This is a genomic window from Streptomyces sp. NPDC001514 (assembly GCF_053597075.1).
On record NZ_JBSFHO010000041.1, the window covers coordinates 26,084 to 45,069 of the forward strand.

Annotated in this window: 17 protein-coding genes; 14 read left to right on the plus strand and 3 right to left on the minus strand. The window is 70.4% G+C overall.

Annotated elements, in window-relative coordinates; genetic code table 11:
- The first annotated feature begins 52 nt into the window (after positions 1-52).
- From ACWCXB_RS32095 to ACWCXB_RS32140, 10 genes are all read left to right on the plus strand, one after another.
- Positions 53-991 carry a Rossmann-like and DUF2520 domain-containing protein gene (locus tag ACWCXB_RS32095; protein ID WP_450727292.1) on the plus strand — a complete coding sequence of 313 codons (939 nt, stop codon included), beginning with the start codon at positions 53-55 and terminating at the stop codon, positions 989-991.
- Entirely contained in the window at positions 988-1,998 is a 1,011-nt protein-coding gene (gene panC, locus ACWCXB_RS32100; protein ID WP_450727293.1) for a pantoate--beta-alanine ligase, read from the plus strand. The genes ACWCXB_RS32095 and panC overlap by 4 nt, the downstream gene beginning before the upstream one ends.
- Positions 1,995-3,779, plus strand: coding sequence for an L-aspartate oxidase (locus ACWCXB_RS32105; protein WP_450727294.1), 1,785 nt, complete (start codon positions 1,995-1,997; stop codon positions 3,777-3,779). Before panC ends, ACWCXB_RS32105 begins: the two co-directional genes overlap by 4 nt.
- Positions 3,780-3,781: 2 nt before the next feature.
- A complete protein-coding gene (gene nadC / locus ACWCXB_RS32110) occupies positions 3,782-4,834 on the plus strand; it encodes a carboxylating nicotinate-nucleotide diphosphorylase (RefSeq protein ID WP_450727295.1) in 1,053 nt (350 codons plus the stop codon).
- Positions 4,835-4,838: 4 nt separating this feature from the next.
- On the plus strand, positions 4,839-5,636 hold the full coding sequence (locus ACWCXB_RS32115; RefSeq protein WP_450727296.1) for a type III pantothenate kinase: 798 nt from the start codon (positions 4,839-4,841) through the stop codon (positions 5,634-5,636).
- A 184-nt stretch (positions 5,637-5,820) separates the two neighbouring features.
- The gene (locus ACWCXB_RS32120; protein ID WP_450727297.1) at positions 5,821-6,444 is read left to right on the plus strand and encodes a hypothetical protein; all 624 of its coding nucleotides are present in this window, start codon (positions 5,821-5,823) and stop codon (positions 6,442-6,444) included.
- A gap of 14 nt (positions 6,445-6,458) precedes the next feature.
- Complete coding sequence (locus tag ACWCXB_RS32125; RefSeq protein WP_450727298.1) at positions 6,459-6,647, plus strand: hypothetical protein; 189 nt, start codon at positions 6,459-6,461, stop codon at positions 6,645-6,647.
- A gap of 131 nt (positions 6,648-6,778) precedes the next feature.
- The gene (locus tag ACWCXB_RS32130) at positions 6,779-7,252 is read left to right on the plus strand and encodes a BlaI/MecI/CopY family transcriptional regulator (protein WP_450727299.1); all 474 of its coding nucleotides are present in this window, start codon (positions 6,779-6,781) and stop codon (positions 7,250-7,252) included.
- 9 nt (positions 7,253-7,261) lie between these two features.
- Positions 7,262-7,801, plus strand: a complete 540-nt coding sequence (locus tag ACWCXB_RS32135) for an amino-acid N-acetyltransferase (RefSeq protein ID WP_450727300.1) — start codon at positions 7,262-7,264, stop codon at positions 7,799-7,801.
- 201 nt (positions 7,802-8,002) lie between these two features.
- Positions 8,003-8,338: a histone-like nucleoid-structuring protein Lsr2 gene (locus tag ACWCXB_RS32140; RefSeq protein WP_450727301.1), complete on the plus strand. Its 336-nt coding sequence runs from the start codon at positions 8,003-8,005 to the stop codon at positions 8,336-8,338.
- Here ACWCXB_RS32140 and ACWCXB_RS32145 read toward each other — a convergent pair.
- Positions 8,317-8,925, minus strand: a complete 609-nt coding sequence (locus ACWCXB_RS32145; RefSeq protein WP_450727302.1) for an SCO3374 family protein — start codon at positions 8,923-8,925, stop codon at positions 8,317-8,319. The genes ACWCXB_RS32140 and ACWCXB_RS32145 overlap by 22 nt on opposite strands.
- Before the next feature lie 430 nt (positions 8,926-9,355).
- Between ACWCXB_RS32145 and ACWCXB_RS32150 the strand changes: the two genes are divergently transcribed.
- On the plus strand, positions 9,356-11,884 hold the full coding sequence (locus tag ACWCXB_RS32150; RefSeq protein ID WP_450727303.1) for an ATP-dependent Clp protease ATP-binding subunit: 2,529 nt from the start codon (positions 9,356-9,358) through the stop codon (positions 11,882-11,884).
- Between the two features lie 76 nt (positions 11,885-11,960).
- Here the strand turns inward: ACWCXB_RS32150 and ACWCXB_RS32155 are convergent, their stop codons facing one another.
- Positions 11,961-14,873, minus strand: coding sequence for an NACHT domain-containing protein (locus tag ACWCXB_RS32155; RefSeq protein ID WP_450727304.1), 2,913 nt, complete (start codon positions 14,871-14,873; stop codon positions 11,961-11,963).
- A 481-nt stretch (positions 14,874-15,354) separates the two neighbouring features.
- Here ACWCXB_RS32155 and ACWCXB_RS32160 point away from each other — a divergent pair, with 481 nt between their 5' ends.
- Complete coding sequence (locus tag ACWCXB_RS32160) at positions 15,355-16,005, plus strand: M23 family metallopeptidase (protein WP_450727305.1); 651 nt, start codon at positions 15,355-15,357, stop codon at positions 16,003-16,005.
- 20 nt (positions 16,006-16,025) lie between these two features.
- On the opposite strand, the gene ACWCXB_RS32165 is transcribed toward ACWCXB_RS32160, so the two are convergent.
- The gene (locus tag ACWCXB_RS32165; protein ID WP_450727306.1) at positions 16,026-16,589 is read right to left on the minus strand and encodes a TetR/AcrR family transcriptional regulator; all 564 of its coding nucleotides are present in this window, start codon (positions 16,587-16,589) and stop codon (positions 16,026-16,028) included.
- A gap of 128 nt (positions 16,590-16,717) precedes the next feature.
- Between ACWCXB_RS32165 and ACWCXB_RS32170 the strand changes: the two genes are divergently transcribed.
- Both ACWCXB_RS32170 and ACWCXB_RS32175 read left to right on the plus strand, forming a co-directional pair.
- Complete coding sequence (locus ACWCXB_RS32170) at positions 16,718-18,316, plus strand: MDR family MFS transporter (protein WP_450727307.1); 1,599 nt, start codon at positions 16,718-16,720, stop codon at positions 18,314-18,316.
- A 160-nt stretch (positions 18,317-18,476) separates the two neighbouring features.
- The gene (locus tag ACWCXB_RS32175; protein ID WP_450727335.1) at positions 18,477-18,971 is read left to right on the plus strand and encodes a helix-turn-helix transcriptional regulator; all 495 of its coding nucleotides are present in this window, start codon (positions 18,477-18,479) and stop codon (positions 18,969-18,971) included.
- Positions 18,972-18,986: the final 15 nt, after the last annotated feature.

An 18,986-nucleotide genomic window follows, 5' to 3' on the forward strand; every position in this document is an offset into this window, starting at 1 on the left:
ACGAAGAATCGTCCGGTACCCCCCGCGGACTGGAACGGAAGGCCATCGCCGCGTGAACGCACCACCACCCTCAGCCACCCCGCCCGCTTCCGAGCACGTCGACCCCAAGGACCGCCCGGCCCGCCTCACCGTGGGTGTCGTGGGAGCGGGCCGCGTCGGCCCGGCCCTCGCCGCGTCCCTGCAGCTTGCGGGCCACCGCCCGGTCGCGGTCTCCGGCGTTTCCGACGCCTCCGTGCGCCGCGCCGCCGTCCTGCTGCCCGACGTGCCGCTGGTCGTGCCCGCCGAGGTCCTCGCCCGCGCGGAGCTGGTGCTGCTCACCGTGCCCGACGACGCTCTGCCCGGCCTGGTCGAAGGCCTCGCCGAGACCGGAGCCGTGCGTCCCGGCCAGCTCATCGTCCACACGTCGGGGCGGTACGGCACGGCCGTGCTCGACCCCGCCCGCCGGGCCGGCGCCCTCCCGCTCGCGCTGCACCCCGCCATGACCTTCACGGGGACGAGCGTCGACGTACAGCGGCTGGCCGGCTGTTCCTTCGGGGTCACCGCCCCGGCCGAGCTGCGGCTCGCCGCCGAGGCGCTGGTCATCGAGATGGGCGGCGAGCCCGAGTGGATCGAGGAGGAGGCCCGCCCGCTCTACCACGCGGCTCTCGCGATCGGTGCGAACCACCTCGTCACCCTGGTCGCCCAGTCCATGGAGCTGCTCCGCGCCGCGGGTGTCTCGGCTCCCGACCGCATGCTCGGCCCGCTCCTCGGCGCCGCGCTCGACAACGCCCTGCGCTCGGGCGACGCCGCGCTCACGGGCCCGGTCGCCCGTGGCGACGCGGGCACGGTCGCGGCGCACGTCGCGGAGCTGCGCAAGCACGCGCCGAGCACCGTCGCCGGCTATCTGGCGATGGCCCGTACGACCGCGGACCGGGCGCTCGCGCACGGTCTGCTGAAGCCGGAGCTGGCCGAGGACCTGCTGGGGGTACTGGCCGAGGGAGACAACCGATGAGCCGCGACACCGAGCTGATCCACACGCGCGACGACCTGGACCACCGCCTGGACCAGTCCTCGGGCGGTCCTGTCGCCGTCGTCATGACCATGGGCGCCCTCCACGAAGGCCACGCCACCCTGATCCGCTCCGCCCGCGAGCACGTCGGCCGCAAGGGCACCGTCGTCGTCACGGTCTTCGTCAACCCGCTCCAGTTCGGCGCCGGCGAAGACCTCGACCGCTACCCGCGCACCCTGGACGCCGATGTGAAGACCGCGCAGGAGGCGGGTGCGGACCTCGTGTTCGCCCCGTCCGTCGACGAGGTCTACCCCGGCGGCGAGCCGCAGGTGAGGATCTCCGCGGGCCCGATGGGCGAGCTCCTCGAGGGCGCGTTCCGCCCCGGCCACTTCGACGGCATGCTCACGGTGGTGGCCAAGCTCCTCCACCTCACCCGGCCCGACGTGGCGTTCTTCGGCCAGAAGGACGCCCAGCAGCTCGCCCTGATCCGCCGGATGGTCCGCGATCTGAACTTCCGGGTGGAGATCGTCGGCGTCCCGACCGTGCGCGAGCCGGACGGCCTCGCGCTCTCCAGCCGCAACCGCTACCTCTCGCCCGCCGAGCGGAGGACCGCGCTCGCGCTCTCCCGGTCCCTCTTCGCCGCCCACGACCGGCTCGCCGCGCAGCAGGCGTTGCGTGCCCGCGCCGAGTCCTCCCCGGCGCCGACGGCCCGTGCCGCCGCGCTCTCGGCGCTCGGCGAGGCCCGTGCGGCCGCCGACGCGCACGCGGTGGCGGCGGCCCAGCCGGGCGGCGGGGCCGATGCCGTACGGGCTGCTGCCCGCGCCGTGCTCGAAGAGGCGGCCAAGGCGGTGCCGTCGCTCGACCTGGACTATCTGGCGCTGGTCGACCCGACCGACTTCACCGAGGTCCCGGACGCGTACGAGGGCGAGGCGATCATGGCGGTCGCCGCGCGGGTCGGAGCGACGCGGCTGATCGACAACGTCCCCCTGACCTTCGGAGCGCCCGCATGACCGCGACCGGAAGTGGCCCCGGCACTAGCCCCGGACCCGGACCCGGCGCCGGAGCCGTAACCGGAACCGGCGTCGGCGCCGTTGCCGCCCGGCTGAACGCACCCGCGCCCGGCTGGGCCATCGACGCCGATGTCGTCGTGGTCGGCTCCGGCGTCGCGGGCCTGACGGCGGCACTGCGCTGCACGGCCGAGGGCCTGCGTACGGTCGTGGTCACCAAGGCCCTCCTCGACGACGGCTCCACCCGCTGGGCCCAGGGCGGTATCGCGGCGGCGCTCGGCGACGGCGACACCCCCGAGCAGCACCTGGAGGACACGCTGGTCGCGGGGGCCGGGCTGTGCGACGAGGAGGCCGTACGGACGCTGGTCACCGAGGGCCCCGACGCGGTGCGGCGGCTGATCGAGACGGGCGCCCAGTTCGACCTGGACGCCGGCGGGGACATCGCGCTCACCCGTGAGGGCGGCCACCACCGGCGCCGTATCGCACACGCGGGCGGCGACGCGACGGGCGCGGAGATCTCGCGGGCGCTGGTCACGGCGATACGCGAGCGGGCGATACGCATCATCGAGCACGCGCTGGTCATCGACCTGCTGACGGACGAGGACGGTCGTACGGCCGGAATCACCCTGCACGTCATGGGCGAGGGCCAGCACGACGGCGTCGGCGCGGTGCACGCGCCCGCGGTGGTCCTGGCGACCGGTGGCATGGGCCAGGTCTTCTCGGCCACGACCAACCCGTCGGTGTCCACCGGCGACGGGGTCGCGCTCGCGCTCCGGGCCGGCGCCGAGGTGAGCGACCTCGAGTTCGTCCAGTTCCACCCCACGGTCCTGTTCCTGGGCCGGGACTCCGAGGGCCAGCAGCCCCTCGTCTCCGAGGCGGTACGGGGCGAGGGCGCCCATCTCGTCGACGCGTCCGGCACCCGCTTCATGGTCGGGCAGCACGAGCTCGCCGAGCTCGCCCCACGCGACATCGTCGCCAAGGGCATCATGCGCCGCATGCAGGAGCAGGGCGTCGACCACATGTTCCTCGACGCCCGCCACTTCGGCGCCGAGATGTGGGAGAGCCGCTTCCCCACGATCCTGGCCGCCTGCCGCGCCCACGGCATCGACCCGGTGACCGAGCCGATCCCGGTCGCGCCCGCCGCCCACTACGCCTCCGGCGGCATCCGCACCGACCTCCACGGCCGCACCACGGTCCCGGGCCTCTACGCCTGCGGCGAGGTCGCCTGCACCGGCGTCCACGGCGCCAACCGCCTCGCCTCCAACTCGCTCCTGGAGGGCCTGGTCTTCGCGGAGCGCATCGCCGCGGCGATCGCGACGGACCCGATTCCCGTCCCCGCCGCAGCGGGCCCGCCGGCCACGGACGGCCGACCCCCCGTGCCGCTGCTCCTCCCCGAGGCGCGGCACGAGATCCAGCGGATCATGACGCACGGCGCAGGCGTGCTCCGGTCCGCCGCGAGCCTCGCCGCCGCCGCCGACGCGCTGGAGGCGCTGGACCTGTCCGCGGTGCATGACGCCGAGGAGTTCGACAAGTCCGCCGAGCCGGGCGTGGAGTCCTGGGAGGCCACCAACCTCCTGCTCGTCTCGTGGGTCCTCGTCGCCGCCGCCCGTGAGCGCGCGGAGACCCGCGGGTGCCACTGGCGCGAGGACCACCCCGACCGCGACGACGCGCAGTGGCGCCGCCATATTGTCGTACGGCTCACTCCTGACCGACGTCTCGTCGTGCGCCGCACCGGCACCGAGTCCTTTCCCCCCGTCACCCCCCTCGCCCCCAGGGAGTCGTAACCGTGAGCACGCCCGAAGAACGTCCGGAGCCCGTGGACGTACCCCTGATCCAGATCAGCGCCCCGGCGTCCGCCTCTGCCTCCGACGACTCGGCGGGTGGCTGCGGCGAGGGCTGCGGCTGCGCCGACGAGGTGTACGAGTGCGGCCTGGACCCTGCCCTCGCCCAGCTCCTCGCCGAGGCGGGCCTCGACCCCGTCCAGGTCGAGGACATCGCCCACCTCGCGATCGAGGAGGACCTCGACGGCGGCGTGGACATCACGACCGTCGCCACCGTCCCCGCGGACGCGGTCGCCACCGGCGACTTCACCGCCCGCGAGCCGGGCGTCGTCGCGGGCCTGCGGGTCGCCGAGGCGGTCCTGTCGATCGTCTGCACCGACGAGTTCGAGGTCGAGCGCCACGTCGAGGACGGCGACCGCGTCGAGGCGGGCCAGAAACTGCTCTCCGTGACCGCCCGCACCCGCGACCTCCTCACCGGCGAGCGCAGCGCCCTCAACATCCTCTGCCGTCTCTCCGGCATCGCCACCGCCACCCGCGCCTGGGCCGACCTCCTCGAGGGCACCAACGCCCGTGTGCGCGACACCCGCAAGACGACCCCCGGCCTGCGCGCGCTGGAGAAGTACGCCGTGCGCTGCGGCGGTGGCGTCAACCACCGCATGTCGCTGTCCGACGCCGCCCTCGTCAAGGACAACCACGTCGTCGCCGCGGGCGGCGTCGCCCAGGCCTTCAAGGCCGTGCGCGAGAAGCTCGCCGAGCTGGGCACCCCCGACCTCGCGATCGAGGTCGAGGTCGACACCCTCCACCAGGTCCGCGAGGTCCTGGACGCCGGTGCCGACCTGATCCTGCTGGACAACTTCACCCCCGCCGAGACCGAGGAGGCCGTCGCCCTCGTCAAGAACCGCGCGGTGCTGGAGTCCTCCGGCCGACTCGCCCTCGCGAACGCCCGGGCGTACGCCGAGACGGGCGTCGACTACCTCGCCGTCGGAGCCCTCACCCACTCGTCCGCGATCCTCGACATCGGCCTCGACCTGCGGGACTCCCGAGAGGCCGGGAACTGATCCCATGCTGCTCACCATCGACGTCGGCAACACCCACACCGTCCTCGGCCTCTTCGACGGCGAGGAGATCGTGGAGCACTGGCGCGTCTCCACCGACCCGCGCCGCACCGCCGACGAACTCGCGGTGCTCCTCAACGGTCTGATGGGCATGCACCCGCTGCTCGGTGTGGAGCTCGGCGACGGCATCGAGGGCATCGCCATCTGCGCGACCGTCCCCTCCGTGCTGCACGAGCTGCGCGAGGTGACCCGCCGCTACTACGGCGACGTCCCCGCCGTCCTCGTCGAGCCCGGCGTCAAGACGGGCGTGCCGGTCCTGACGGACAACCCCAAGGAGGTCGGCGCCGACCGCATCATCAACGCGGTCGCCGCCGTCGAGCTCTACGGCGGCCCGGCGATCGTCGTCGACTTCGGGACGGCGACGACCTTCGACGCGATCAGCGCCCGCGGCGAGTACGCGGGCGGGGTCATCGCCCCCGGCATCGAGATCTCGGTCGACGCGCTCGGCGTGAGGGGCGCCCAGCTCCGCAAGATCGAGCTGGCCCGCCCGCGCAGCGTCATCGGCAAGAACACGGTCGAGGCGATGCAGGCGGGCATCGTGTACGGCTTCGCGGGCCAGGTGGACGGCGTCGTCGAGCGCATGAAGCGGGAGCTCGCCGACGACCCGGACGAGGTGACCGTCATCGCGACGGGTGGCCTGGCGCCGGTGGTGCTCGCCGAGTCGTCCGTGATCGACGAGCACGAGCCCTGGCTGACGCTGATCGGCCTGCGGCTCGTGTACGAGCGGAACGTCTCCCGTATGTGAGCACGGCGGCCGCCCGTAGGGCTGCCACGGGCGGCCGCACCAAGAGACACCGGCACCAAGAGGCACCGGCACCGAGAGGCACCGACGCAAAGAGACGCCGCGCCACGCATCCGCGGTAAACGAATTTTGTCCGATTAGCGCGTACTGTCGGCGCATGCCCACGCCATACGGATCCCGCGGCGGCATGGCGTTCAGTGCAGACGAGCTGCGTGTGCTCCGACGCGCCCTCGCCGTCGCCCTCAATCCCGCCCAGCCCCGCGAGAGCGTCGTCCAGGACTGTCTGCGGCTCGCCGAGTCCGTGGACGAGGCCGTGAGCGAGGCGGAGCGGCTGCGCACGTTCCTCCTCGCCGACCTCGTCCGCTACCGCGACGCACTCCCCGGCTCGGCCGGCGGCTATCTGGAGCTCCTCCAGGACGCCCTGGCCGCCGGCTACGACCCCCACCCGGAGGACCTCGCGGCCCTGCGCACCCTCCGTCACCGCACCGCCGTCGCGGCCGCGCTGCTGGAGCGCTGCCAGGACCTCGCGGAACAGTCGGTGCGCGCCCGCCTCGCCCGCCGTACCGCCGCCTCCTCCGCCGCGTCGGCGGAGCCACCCGTCCCGCGTGCCCCCCGGGCACGCCTGACGGCCCTCCCCGGCGGCCTGGCCGCTGCGGCCGACAAGCCGGAGCCCCGCCCGGCCGCCCCGAAGCAGCCGTCCCCTGGCCCCGCTCCCGCGCCGCGGCCGGACCGTCCCATTCCCACGCCCGGCGAGGTCTTCCCCCCGCGCCGCAAGCCGGCGCCCCCGCCGGAGGAGCGGGCTGCCGGATAGCTACTCTGGAGGGCATGGACTACGTATCCGCGCTCCTGCCCCCCGTCGTGATGGCCGCGTTCTTCATCGGCCTGGTCGTGACGATCGTCAAGAGCCAGGGCGGTCCCAACAAGGCCAAGGAGGACGCCGCGGTGGACGCGGCGATCGCCCGCGCGGAGACCGCCCGGCAGTCCGCCCCGGCGGACCGCCCGACCGGGGCCTGAACCCGGGGCTTCCCGGCCCCGGGGGCCAGGCTCTCTCGAGGACGTACGGCTGTCTGCAGCCGTACGTCCTTTTTCGTACCCGAAGTACGTCAATAGCCATCCATTCCGACATCTCACACTATGGTGGCGATGTGCCCCGTCAATTGGGAGAGCTCGAAGACGCCGTCATGACGCGGATCTGGCAATGGAACCGTCCGGTGACGGTCCGGGAAGTCCTGGAAGATCTGCAGCAGGAACGGTCCATCGCCTACACGACCGTCATGACGGTAATGGACAATCTCCATCAGAAGGGCTGGGTGCGCAGGGAAGTCGAAGGGCGCGCCTATCGATATACCGCGGTCTCCACGAGGGCCGCGTACTCGGCCGCACTGATGAACGAAGCATGGTCGAAGAGCGACAACCCCGCGGCGGCCCTTGTCGCCTTCTTCGGCATGATGTCGCAGGAGCAACGTGAGGCGCTCCAGGACGCGATGCGCATCGTTCAGCCCCAGGTCCAGGAAGGCGCCGCGGAAGGCACCCGGGAAGAGCCCCGTCGGGCCTCTCGGCAAGCACCTGCCGAACAGGGCGGCGAGGGCGACGACGACGGGGGCGGAGCGGGGCGATAGCGTCCGGTCATGTCCTCAGCGCATCCGCTTCCCAATGCCGTAGCAAATGCCGTCACCGTTCGGCGGGCCAGGACCACCGATGTGCAGGCCGTACGCCGACTCGTCGACCCGTACGTGGGCGAAGGCATCCTGCTCGACAAAGCGACGGTGACGCTTTACGAGGACATCCAGGAGTTCTGGGTCGCGGAACGCGACGCCGACGCCCGAGTGGTCGGCTGCGGCGCTCTCCACGTGATGTGGGAAGATCTCGCCGAAGTGCGCACCCTGGCGGTGGATCCGCAGTTCACGGGCCACGGCATCGGCCACCAAGTGCTGGAGCAGCTGCTGCACACCGCCCGCTGGCTGGGAGTGCGCCGGGTTTTCTGCCTCACCTTCGAAGTCGACTTCTTCACCAAGCACGGCTTCGTGGAGATCGGTGAGACACCGGTCGACGGAGATGTCTACAGCGAGCTGCTGCGTTCCTATGACGAGGGTGTCGCCGAGTTCCTGGGCCTCGAACGAGTGAAGCCGAACACCTTGGGCAACAGCCGCATGCTTCTGCACCTGTGATCGAACCCGGGCGGAACGTGGACCGGAACGTCCATCGGAAGGTCGGCCGGAACGCGGATCGGAACGCCGACCGGATCCCTATGTCCGAATCGCGCACGTTTCCCGCGTTCTCGAGGTTCTGAACCTCTCCCAGGGGTTTGTGTTTTTCCGGGAAAAGCGGTTTCCTTTCCGCGTACTGCATTTTCGATGAAAGGAAATCCGGTGGCACAGAAGGTTCAGGTCCTTCTTGTCGACGACCTCGACGGCGGCGAGGCGGACGAGACCGTGACGTTCGCTCTGGACGGCAAGACCTACGAGATCGACCTCACCACCGCCAACGCCGACACGCTCCGCGGCCTGCTCGAGCCGTACACCAAGGGCGGCCGGCGGACCGGCGGCCGTGCCGCGACGGGTCGTGGCAAGGGCCGCGTCGCCGCGACGGGCAGCAAGGACACGGCGGAGATCCGCAAGTGGGCCAAGGAGAACGGCTACAGCGTCAACGACCGCGGCCGTGTCCCCGCCGAGATCCGCGAGGCCTACGAGAAGGCCAACGGCTGAGCACTCGCACGCAGCAAGCGGGCCCGGTGGCATGCGTTCGCCGCCGCGTCCACGAGCCGTACGAGGTCGGGGGTGCCCCCAACGCCCCCGGGTCCGGCACTGCGCCCGACGGGGGCGAGCGTCGGCAGTGACGGTTCCACCTCGCGACCCGGCTCAGGGGGCCGCACCCACCGGGCGGCCCCCTGCGGGACCGGAAAGCCGGGCGGCACCGGGGCGGTCATCCACGTACCCGCGCCGAGGGCGGTCAGATCGAGACCGATCCCGCCCCATTCCAGCCAGTCGAGCAGCCCCGGCAGCTCTTCGGCACTGCCCGCGGCCACCAGCAGCCGCATTCTTCCCCGGCGTCCGGCCCGAGGGACCGCGCCCGTGATGGCGACCGGGCCGGTCCGTTCGTACCGCCTGAGCAGGTCGAACCCGGCATCGGCAGGCATTTCCAGCACATCGAAGCGGAGCCCTGTCAGCAGCTGCACGGGCGGGCCGCCGGTCGTGGCCCATCCCAGCTCGTTCTCGTACCAGCGCGCGACGCCGTCATCGAGCGGCACCGGCAGCGGCACCGGCGGACGAGGGAGCGGGACACGGAAGTCCATACTCCGGGAACTTCCGGGCCCACCTGATGGTTACGCATTGTGGAGATCTGATTGCGGAGTGTGCCCGAAAGGGGAGGGTGTCGAGGTGTTCGAAGGCGCAAGGGTGTTCGCCCGTAGCTGAGGGAACCGGCGTCTGCCGCATGGAGTGTCACTGCTTACGGGTAAGACATCCCTAGTGGGGACGGACGACACGCAGTCTTTGGAGTCTCACGTTCGCCATCGGCGTACAGCTGGCACGGGTAACTGCCTGGCCTGCGGGAACATCGTCTCGCACCATCGGGTTGGAGCATTTGTCGGCGTTCGGGGCAAGGAGGCCATCGACGGGTGTCGGCAGTTGGAATGAGCGGTCCCCGCTTGCGGGACTAAGCTGCGGAAGGACAGGGAGGGGATCGACCCCTAACTGACTGACCGCTCTGAGGAGCGATTAACGATGTTCGAGAGGTTCACCGACCGCGCGCGGCGGGTTGTCGTCCTGGCTCAGGAAGAAGCCCGGATGCTCAACCACAACTACATCGGCACCGAGCACATCCTCCTGGGCCTTATCCATGAGGGTGAGGGTGTCGCCGCTAAGGCCCTGGAGAGCCTCGGGATTTCGCTCGAGGCGGTCCGCCAGCAGGTGGAGGAGATCATCGGCCAGGGCCAGCAGGCCCCGTCCGGGCACATCCCCTTCACGCCCCGTGCCAAGAAGGTGCTGGAGCTGTCGCTCCGTGAGGCTCTTCAGCTGGGCCACAACTACATCGGTACGGAGCACATCCTGCTCGGCCTGATCCGCGAGGGTGAGGGCGTCGCCGCCCAGGTCCTCGTGAAGCTCGGGGCCGATCTCAACCGGGTGCGGCAGCAGGTGATCCAGCTGCTCTCCGGTTACCAGGGCAAGGAAGCCGCCACAGCCGGCGGCCCGGCCGAGGGCACGCCCTCGACCTCCCTCGTCCTCGACCAGTTCGGCCGGAATCTCACCCAGGCCGCTCGTGAGTCCAAGCTCGACCCCGTCATCGGGCGCGAGAAGGAGATCGAGCGGGTCATGCAGGTGCTGTCCCGCCGGACCAAGAACAACCCGGTGCTCATCGGCGAGCCCGGCGTCGGCAAGACGGCGGTCGTCGAGGGCCTGGCGCAGGCCATCGTCAAGGGTGAGGTGCCCGAGACCCTCAAGGACAAGCACCTCTACACCCTGGACCTCGGCGCGCTGGTCGCCGGCTCCCGCTACCGCGGTGACTTCGAGGAGCGCCTGAAGAAGGTCCTCAAGGAGATCCGCACCCGCGGCGACATCATCCTGTTCATCGACGAGCTCCACACCCTGGTGGGTGCGGGTGCCGCCGAGGGCGCGATCGACGCCGCCAGCATCCTGAAGCCGATGCTGGCCCGCGGTGAGCTGCAGACCATCGGTGCGACCACGCTCGACGAGTACCGCAAGCACCTGGAGAAGGACGCGGCCCTGGAGCGCCGCTTCCAGCCCATCCAGGTCGCGGAGCCGTCGCTGCCGCACACGATCGAGATCCTGAAGGGTCTGCGTGACCGTTACGAGGCGCACCACCGCGTCTCCATCACGGACGAGGCGCTGGTCCAGGCCGCCACCCTGGCCGACCGGTACATCTCGGACCGCTTCCTCCCGGACAAGGCGATCGACCTGATCGACGAGGCCGGCTCCCGGATGCGTATCCGCCGGATGACCGCGCCGCCGGACCTCCGCGAGTTCGACGAGAAGATCGCGGGTGTCCGCCGGGACAAGGAGTCCGCGATCGACTCCCAGGACTTCGAGAAGGCGGCGTCTCTCCGCGACAAGGAGAAGCAGCTGCTGGCGGCGAAGGCCAAGCGGGAGAAGGAGTGGAAGGCCGGCGACATGGACGTCGTCGCCGAGGTCGACGGCGAGCTGATCGCCGAGGTCCTCGCCACGGCCACCGGCATCCCGGTCTTCAAGCTGACGGAGGAGGAGTCCTCCCGGCTGCTCCGCATGGAGGACGAGCTCCACAAGCGCGTCATCGGCCAGAAGGACGCCATCCGTGCCCTGTCCCAGGCGATCCGGCGCACCCGTGCCGGTCTGAAGGACCCGAAGCGCCCCGGTGGCTCGTTCATCTTCGCCGGCCCGTCCGGCGTCGGTAAGACGGAGCTCTCCAAGACGCTCGCCGAATTCCTCTTCGGCGACGAGGACGCGCTGATCTCCCTCGACATGTCGGAGTTCAGCGAGAAGCACACGGTTTCGCGTCTCTTCGGTTCCCCGCCCGGATACGTGGGTTACGAAGAGGGCGGCCAGCTCACCGAGAAGGTGCGCCGGAAGCCGTTCTCCGTCGTCCTCTTCGACGAGGTCGAGAAGGCCCACCCCGATATCTTCAATTCCCTTCTCCAGATCCTGGAGGACGGTCGTCTGACCGACTCCCAGGGCCGGGTCGTGGACTTCAAGAACACGGTCATCATCATGACGACCAATCTCGGGACCCGGGACATCTCCAAGGGCTTCAACCTGGGCTTCGCCGCCCAGGGCGACACCAAGAGCACCTACGACCGGATGAAGGCGAAGGTCAACGAGGAGCTGAAGCAGCACTTCCGGCCCGAGTTCCTCAACCGCGTCGACGACACGGTCGTCTTCCACCAGCTCTCGCAGGAAGACATCATCCAGATCGTCGACCTGATGATCGCCAAGGTGGACGAGCGTCTCAAGGACCGCGACATGGGCATCGAGCTCAGCCAGGAGGCGAAGCTCCTGCTGGCGAAGAAGGGCTACGACCCGGTCCTGGGCGCCCGGCCGCTGCGCCGGACGATCCAGCGCGAGATCGAGGACCTGCTCTCCGAGAAGATCCTCTTCGGCGAGCTGCGCCCCGGTCACATCGTGGTCGTCGACACCGAGGGCGAGGGTGAGGAGAAGAAGTTCACCTTCCGCGGCGAGGAGAAGTCGGCCCTGCCGGACGTCCCGCCGATCGAGTCGGCGGCGGGTGGCGGCGCCGGTCCGAACCTGTCGAAGGACGCGTAAGCGCTCCGAACGGCTGCAGGCTGCCCCGGATCCCATGAGGGTCCGGGGCAGCCCCTTTTTGCGTACGCCGGCCGCTCTACCGGGTTCGGTCGACGGCCACCCGGACATCGGCAGGGAACCCGTCCGCGCCGGTGAACCGCTCCGAGGATCCGAAGAGCTGAAGGGTCCGGAGCTTCTCCAGCGCATGCAGCGGCGAAAGATCGGCGACGAAGTCCCGTCCCGGGAAGCAGTGGTCCACGACCGCCGTGGTGAGGTCCGGGAAGAGGTGGGGAACGCGTTGCAGCGCATGGCCCTCGGTCCTCAGCTCCAGACGCAGCCTGTCGACCCGTGGAGCGGCTTCCGTGCGTTCGAACTGCTCGTTGTCGACCACGAGCTCCCCGACCAGGACGTTCCCGGGAAGCGAGAGGTCGGTCAGCCCCGGGCAGCGGTCCACCTCGAGGTACGCCAGGTCGGGCGTCCCCGGCAGGCAGCTCAGATCCGTCAGTGACCTGTTGCGCGAGATACGGATCATGTTGGGCGAGCAGGCCCGGACGGTCCTGCCGATCAGCTCTGCCGGGAGATCGCCGCTGAAGTGGATCCACTCCCTGCCGCCCAGCGCGATCAGGGCCTCGGCCTGCTCGGCACTGCGGATGGTGAACTGCAGACCCGTCGTATCGACGGCCGCGATGACCTCGTCGGCGTAGTGCTGGGTCTCATGCCGGTCCCAGGCCCAGACGAGCTGCGAGCGGACCAGCAGCGACGGGTGCGAGGCGTAGCGGGCGAGGAAGGGGACCGCGGCCTCCGACGCGATGTGCGAGGCGGTGATGACGGTCATGCGGGCCGCCTTGTCGTCGGGTACGGCATCCGGGGTCGGCAGCAGATCGAGGACCAGAGGCCCCGCAGTGGCCAGTTCGCGGGCCTCTTCGGCCGTGTGCGGGGGGATGACCTCCGCGGTGCGGGCGCCCAGCGCCTCGCGGACGTCCGGGGAGATCTCCGTCGCCTGGTCCATCGCCGCGGCGGCGACGACCAGGATGCGCAGCTGTGTGGCGCGGTCCTGCGCCGCGTCCGCCGCGTCCATCAACTCCCGGAGGATCTCCGCGCATTCGCGGGGTCTGGCATGTGCGACGGTCATGCGGATGACGTCCTCCCACTGGTCGTCCGCCGCGTGCTGGGTCAGGACGCCGATGTGCCATTCGTCGACGACGGCCTTGGCGGCGAGGTAGTCCTGGAAGGTGCGGTGGACGAAGTCCACTGTGCAGGGGGAGGGTTCGCGCAGCAGGCCGCTGCGGTGGAGGAGATGCCCGAAGACCGCCTGGGGGTCGTCGGCGGCCGCTGCCTCGGGAACGGCGGGAATCGCGCCGGTCACGAGTGATTCCGCCCGTGAACGGTCCATCGTCGTACGGCCGTTGAGCGTGAGCCAGTACGCGAGGCGCTGGATCAGCTGGATCTGCGGGGCCTCGGGGAGGTCGATGCCCGACGGCGCCCCCATGTCCCGCTCCCGGTCGCGGCGGTCGAGCAGCATGGACAACGCGGCCTCGTACAGCGCTTTGCGGCCGCGCGGAAGGAAGCCGCGCCGGTCGCGGTGCAGGGCGCAGATCAGGCCGCACATCAGGGGGTTGGTGGCGAGCCGGGCGAGGTCCTGCTTGGTGCGCAGGGCGTCGAGGAGCGGCTGCTCGTACGAGGCGGCCTCGGCGCCAGCGGCCCGGTGCCAGCGGCGTACGAACGAGGCGACCTCGGTGCGGCTCATGGGGGAGAGGGTGAGCTCGGTGAAGCCGTCGGGGGTGAGCCAGTCGCCGCGTACGGCGGAGGGGCGGGAGGTGACCAGCCAGCGGTTGCCGCTGTCGGCTTCGTACGTGGCGAGGAGGTCGCGCAGCCAGCGGCGGGTCCGCTCGCGCTCGGCCTCGGGGACCTCGTCGATCCCGTCGATCAGGACGAGGCCGCGGCCGGCGGACAGGACCCGGTCGGCCCATCCGTCGGGCGGGGTGAGCGGGCAGCCGACGGCGGCGAGGAAACGCTCGGGAGCGAGCAGCCGCTCGCCGTGGCGGGTGAGGGTGCGCAGCGGCAGGACGAACGGGATCCGGTCGCGGAGGTAGGCCATCCGCTCGTCGGGATCCTGGCGGGCGGTGGAAGTGGCGAGCCACTGGACGAGCGTGGACTTCCCGGAGCCGGCCACGCCGCGGAGCAGCACCTTGTCGTGCTGGGCAAGGGCCTCGTCGGCGGGGGTCGTCTCGGCCGGGGCGGACCGCAGCTCGGTTTCCGGACCGGCCGCCCGCGCTCCGGCGCGGCCCTCCGCCGGACCGGCGGCCTCCAGCGACAGATACGCGACGTCCAGTGGCCAGGCGTCCGGCGAGTGGTGCAGGTCGATGCCGTAGATCGTCAGGCTGCCGTGCTTCTTCGCGACGTACGAGAGGTAGCGGCGCTCGAAGGCCACATCGCGGCCGTCGGCGCGCGGCATGCGCAGGATCAGCTCGTCGAGCCTGGCGAGCAGCTCGGCCTGGACGCGGCTCTGCTCGACCAGAGTGCGGGCGATGAAGGAGGAGCGCTGGGTGAAGAACTGGAGGATGTGGAGGCAGGCCCACTCGGTCACCGAGTCGAGATAGAGGGCGGCGTCCGCCGACAGCCCCGCCTCGGCGCGGCGCGCCCCCTCCGAGGTCCGCAGCCGCCGGGCCAGCTCGCGGTGGCCGAGCTGCACCGCCTGGACGTCGTCCATCTCCAGGTCGCCGAGGGCGAGCAGCGTGCGGGCGAGGGCGTCGGCGACGGCCTCGGTCTCGTCCGGCGGGAACGGCGGCTCGCCCGGCCCCGCCTGGGACCGGCGGACGAGGGTGCCGGCGAGCCTGCGCACGTCCTTGTCGGTCAGGGTCCGCTTCTCACCCCGGAAGGAGACCAGCCCGGCGAGGCGCACGGGCTTGTCCGTCAGCCCCGCCCCGCTTCCCTCCCGTACGAGGAGCTGCTTCAGGAGCGGTGACACGGCCGCCGAGGCCAGCCGTGTGCCGATGAGTGCGGGTTCCATGCGTGATCCCCCCAGATCGTCGAGATCCCAGGCCCCGATGGGGGGCGTTTTCCCCCGGAAAATCGCCGTTTTCGGTGTGACCCACGACGCACTGCGCGGGCCGCGGCCGTGACAAGGCGCACATGCCGTTCCGAGCCTACTAGGCGCTTTAGTGGGGGTTTCCGGTGGCGCTGCGGGCCTTCCGGGGGCTGCCGGAGGGACTTTCGGCCCTGCGGTGGCGGAGTGGCGGGGAATCCGAGTCGGACGTCCGGCCTGAAGTGGCTCTACGTGGGCCTAAACCATGCTTCGTCCGGAGATTTCGGGCAATACCGGACTGCCGTTCCGGCGCCGTCAAGGGCCCCGCTCACACCGCCCTCTCTACGACGGGATGTCGTAGATGGGCTGTTTGAGGTGGGTTGGGGGTCCGGGTTACCAAGGTGAGGCACCCGGTGCTCCAGCGCCGGGTCGGTTCTTGCCCGATCAGCCCGGAGGTTCTCCCCGCATGTCGAAGCGCAACATCAACCGTCTCCGCCCGTCCGTGCTCCGTACCCGTGGCGCCGTGGTGGCCGTCGGACTCGGGGCCGTGATGGTCGTCGGAGCCGGTGCCGGTGTCGCCGCCGCCGATACGGTGAAGGCCTCCCCCGCCGCCGCGGTGGCCCAGCACACCAAGGCGCAGGCGAAGGCTGCCGCACAGGCTCACGTGGCCGGCGAGTCCGGCTCCGCGAAGAAGGCCGGCTCCTGGGTCAAGCCGGTCAGCAACTACACGCTGACCGCCAGCTTCAACCAGGGCGGCGCGATGTGGTCCCACAAGCACTCCGGCCAGGACTTCGCCGTTCCGGTCGGCACCCCGGTCAAGGCCGCCAGCAGCGGTGTCGTCGTGAAGGCCGGCCCGAACGGCGGCGGCGACGGCCCCGCGTACGGCAACGCCATCGTGATTAAGCACGGCGACGGCAAGTACTCGCAGTACGCCCACCTGTCGAAGGTCAACGTCGCCGTCGGCCAGTCCGTGGACACCGGCAAGGTCATCGCCCTGTCCGGCAACACCGGCAACTCGTCCGGGCCGCACCTGCACTTCGAGATCCGGACGACCCCGAACTACGGCTCCGCCCTGAACCCGGCGAGCTTCCTGCGCGGTGTCGGCGTCACGATCTGACGCCCGTCACCATGTGACGCCTACGCCTGCGGCTCCTGATAGGCCTGGGTCACCAGATCGATGGCGACCTCGAGGACAGCTTCGCGCTTGTCCTCGGGGTCGCCTTCGACGTTCTGCATGAAGAACGTGCCGGCGTGCATCGTGAACAGAGCGCTGACGCAGCGGACCCGGTCGGTCAGGCTGAGATCCGGCTCCTGTACCAGCCGGGTCAGGGTGATCATGCGCTCCTTGAAGGTGAGGCCGATGCTCAGATCCCGCACCGTGGCCTGGTTCTCCTGCATGAAGCGGAAGAACGGATAGGCCCGTTCGAGCGCCGCCTGGTAGCGGCGCAGGATCTCCAGCTTGGTCTCCAGGGTGCGCGGCTGCTCCTCGGCCCAGGCGATCAGCTCGTCGAGCGGCCTGGTCAGGTCCTCGAAGATGCTGATGACGATGTCTTCCTTGGTCTTGAAGTGGTAGTACAGCGCCGCCTTCGTGACCTGCAGCCTCTCGGCGATCTCGCGGAGCGAGGTCTTCTCGTAGCCCTGCTCGGCGAAGAGTTCCAGGGCCACGTCCTGAATGCGCTGCCGGGTGTTGCCTCTGGCCATGGGGGCTCTCCTGGGGCGTGCCTACGTCATTACTTACTTGACGCCCGGCTAGTTACGGGTCTACTTTCCCCATTGTAGTGAACTAGCCGGGCGACAAGTAAGTACTGAGGGCGCAGGGAGTGGGACCGATGGCGGCGGGACAGGAAGAAATGACCAAGGCGAAACCCGAGGAACCGGACGGGCCGCAGCCGCGCAGCGTCCGCGTCGTACTGTTCGCGCTGATGATCGCGATGCTGCTCGCCATGCTCGACAACATGATCATCGGCACCGCCATGCCGACGATCGTCGGCGAGCTCGGCGGCCTCGAGCATCTGTCCTGGGTGGTCACCGCGTACACGCTGGCCACCGCTGCCTCCACCCCCATCTGGGGCAAGCTCGGCGACATGTACGGCCGCAAGGGCGTCTTCCTCACCTCGATCGTGATCTTCCTGATCGGCTCGGCGCTCAGCGGCATGGCCCAGGACATGGGCCAGCTGATCGGCTTCCGCGCCGTACAGGGCCTGGGCGCGGGTGGGCTGATGGTCGGCGTCATGGCGATCATCGGTGACCTCATACCGCCCCGTGAGCGCGGCAAGTACCAGGGCATGATGGCCGGCGTCATGGCCCTCGCCATGATCGGCGGGCCGCTGGTCGGCGGCACCATCACCGACCACTGGGGCTGGCGCTGGAGCTTCTACATCAACCTGCCGCTCGGTGCGGTCGCGCTCGCCATGCTCACCGTGGTACTGCACCTGCCGAAGCGGGACCGGGGCGCGGCGAAGGCCCGGATCGACTACCTGGGTGCGGCGCTGCTCACTGTCGGCATCACGTCGATCGTGCTGGTCACGACCTGGGGCGGTACGGAGTACGCCTGGGACTCCGCCGTGATCATGGAGCTGATCGCGATCGGTGTCGCCTCGCTCGTCGGCTTCCTCTTCGTCGAGACCAGGGCCGCGGACCCGATCATCCCGCTGCACATCTTCCGCAGCCGCAACTTCACCCTCATGTCGGTGATCGGCTTCGTCGTCGGCTTCGTGATGTTCGGCGCCGTGCTCTTCCTGCCCATCTTCCAGCAGTCCGTGCAGGGCGCTTCGGCCACCAACTCCGGCCTGCTGCTCCTGCCGATGCTGCTGTCGATGATGGTCGTCTCGCTGATCGCGGGCCGGGTCACCACGAACACCGGCAAGTACAAGCTCTTCCCGATCATCGGCGGCGCACTGACGGTCGCGGGCCTCTTCCTGCTCGCGCAGATGGATACCGGCACGTCGCGGCTCACATCCGGGCTCTACATGGCCGTCCTCGGCGCAGGTATGGGTTTCCTGATGCAGACCACGATGCTGGTCGCGCAGAACAGCGTCGAGCTGAAGGACATGGGCGTCGCGTCCTCCACCACCACCCTATTCCGCACGCTCGGCTCCTCCTTCGGCGTCGCGATCATGGGCGCGCTGTTCACCGGGCGGGTGCAGGACGAGATGGCCGCGCGGGGCGGTTCGGTGGCCACCCAGCAGTCCGCACAGCTGGACGCGGCGAGCCTGGCGAAGCTGCCGGAGCAGGTGCGCGAGGCGTACCAGTTCGCGGTCTCCTCGGGTACGCACGAGGCGTTCCTGCTCGGCTCCGCGGTCGCGGTGATCGGGTTCGTGGCGGCCTTCTTCGTCAAGGAGGTGCCGCTGAAGGGCGCGGGTCCGGCGAAGCCGGAGGCCGGTGCCGGTGCCGGTGCCGGTGCGAAGGTCGTGGAGGCGGCAGTCTGACCACAGGTTCACTGGACGGCGGCTCTCGGTGCACAGGCACCGGGGGCCGTTGTCAGTGGGACGTGCCAGCATCGTGCCCGTGGAGAAGCAAGGGGGGAACGCCACCCCGGTGACGGCGCACCTCGCCCATCTGCGACAGCTGCGCCTCGCCAAGGACGCCATGGACCGCGACTGGGCCGAGCCGCTCGACCTGGACGCGGTGGCCGCCCATGCCGGCTACTCGCGGTTCCACTTCGTCCGGGCCTTCAAGACGGTCTACGGCGAGACGCCCGGCCAGTATCTGTCGCGCAGACGGACGGAGCGGGCCGAGGACTTGCTGCGCACGGTGGATCTGTCGGTCACGGAGATATGCCACCTGGTGGGCTTCAGTAGCCTCGGCACGTTCTCGACGCGCTTCAGGATGCGAACCGGGCTCACGCCGAGCGAATACCGGGCGAAGCATGTGGGGCGCGGTGCCGCCCTCATACCCGGGTGCTACGCGATGCTGTGGGCCGGCGGCTTCAAGCCGGCCACCGCGAGCGGCGCCACCACAGGTGAGGCCGCCGAGGCCGGGGCCACCGCGCCCAAGGCCACCGCGCCCGAGGCCGTTGCGCTTGAGGCCACCCCGCTCAAGATCACCGCGCCCGGGCACGGCAATTCTGAAGAAGCGAGCTGATGGGGCTGCTGCCTA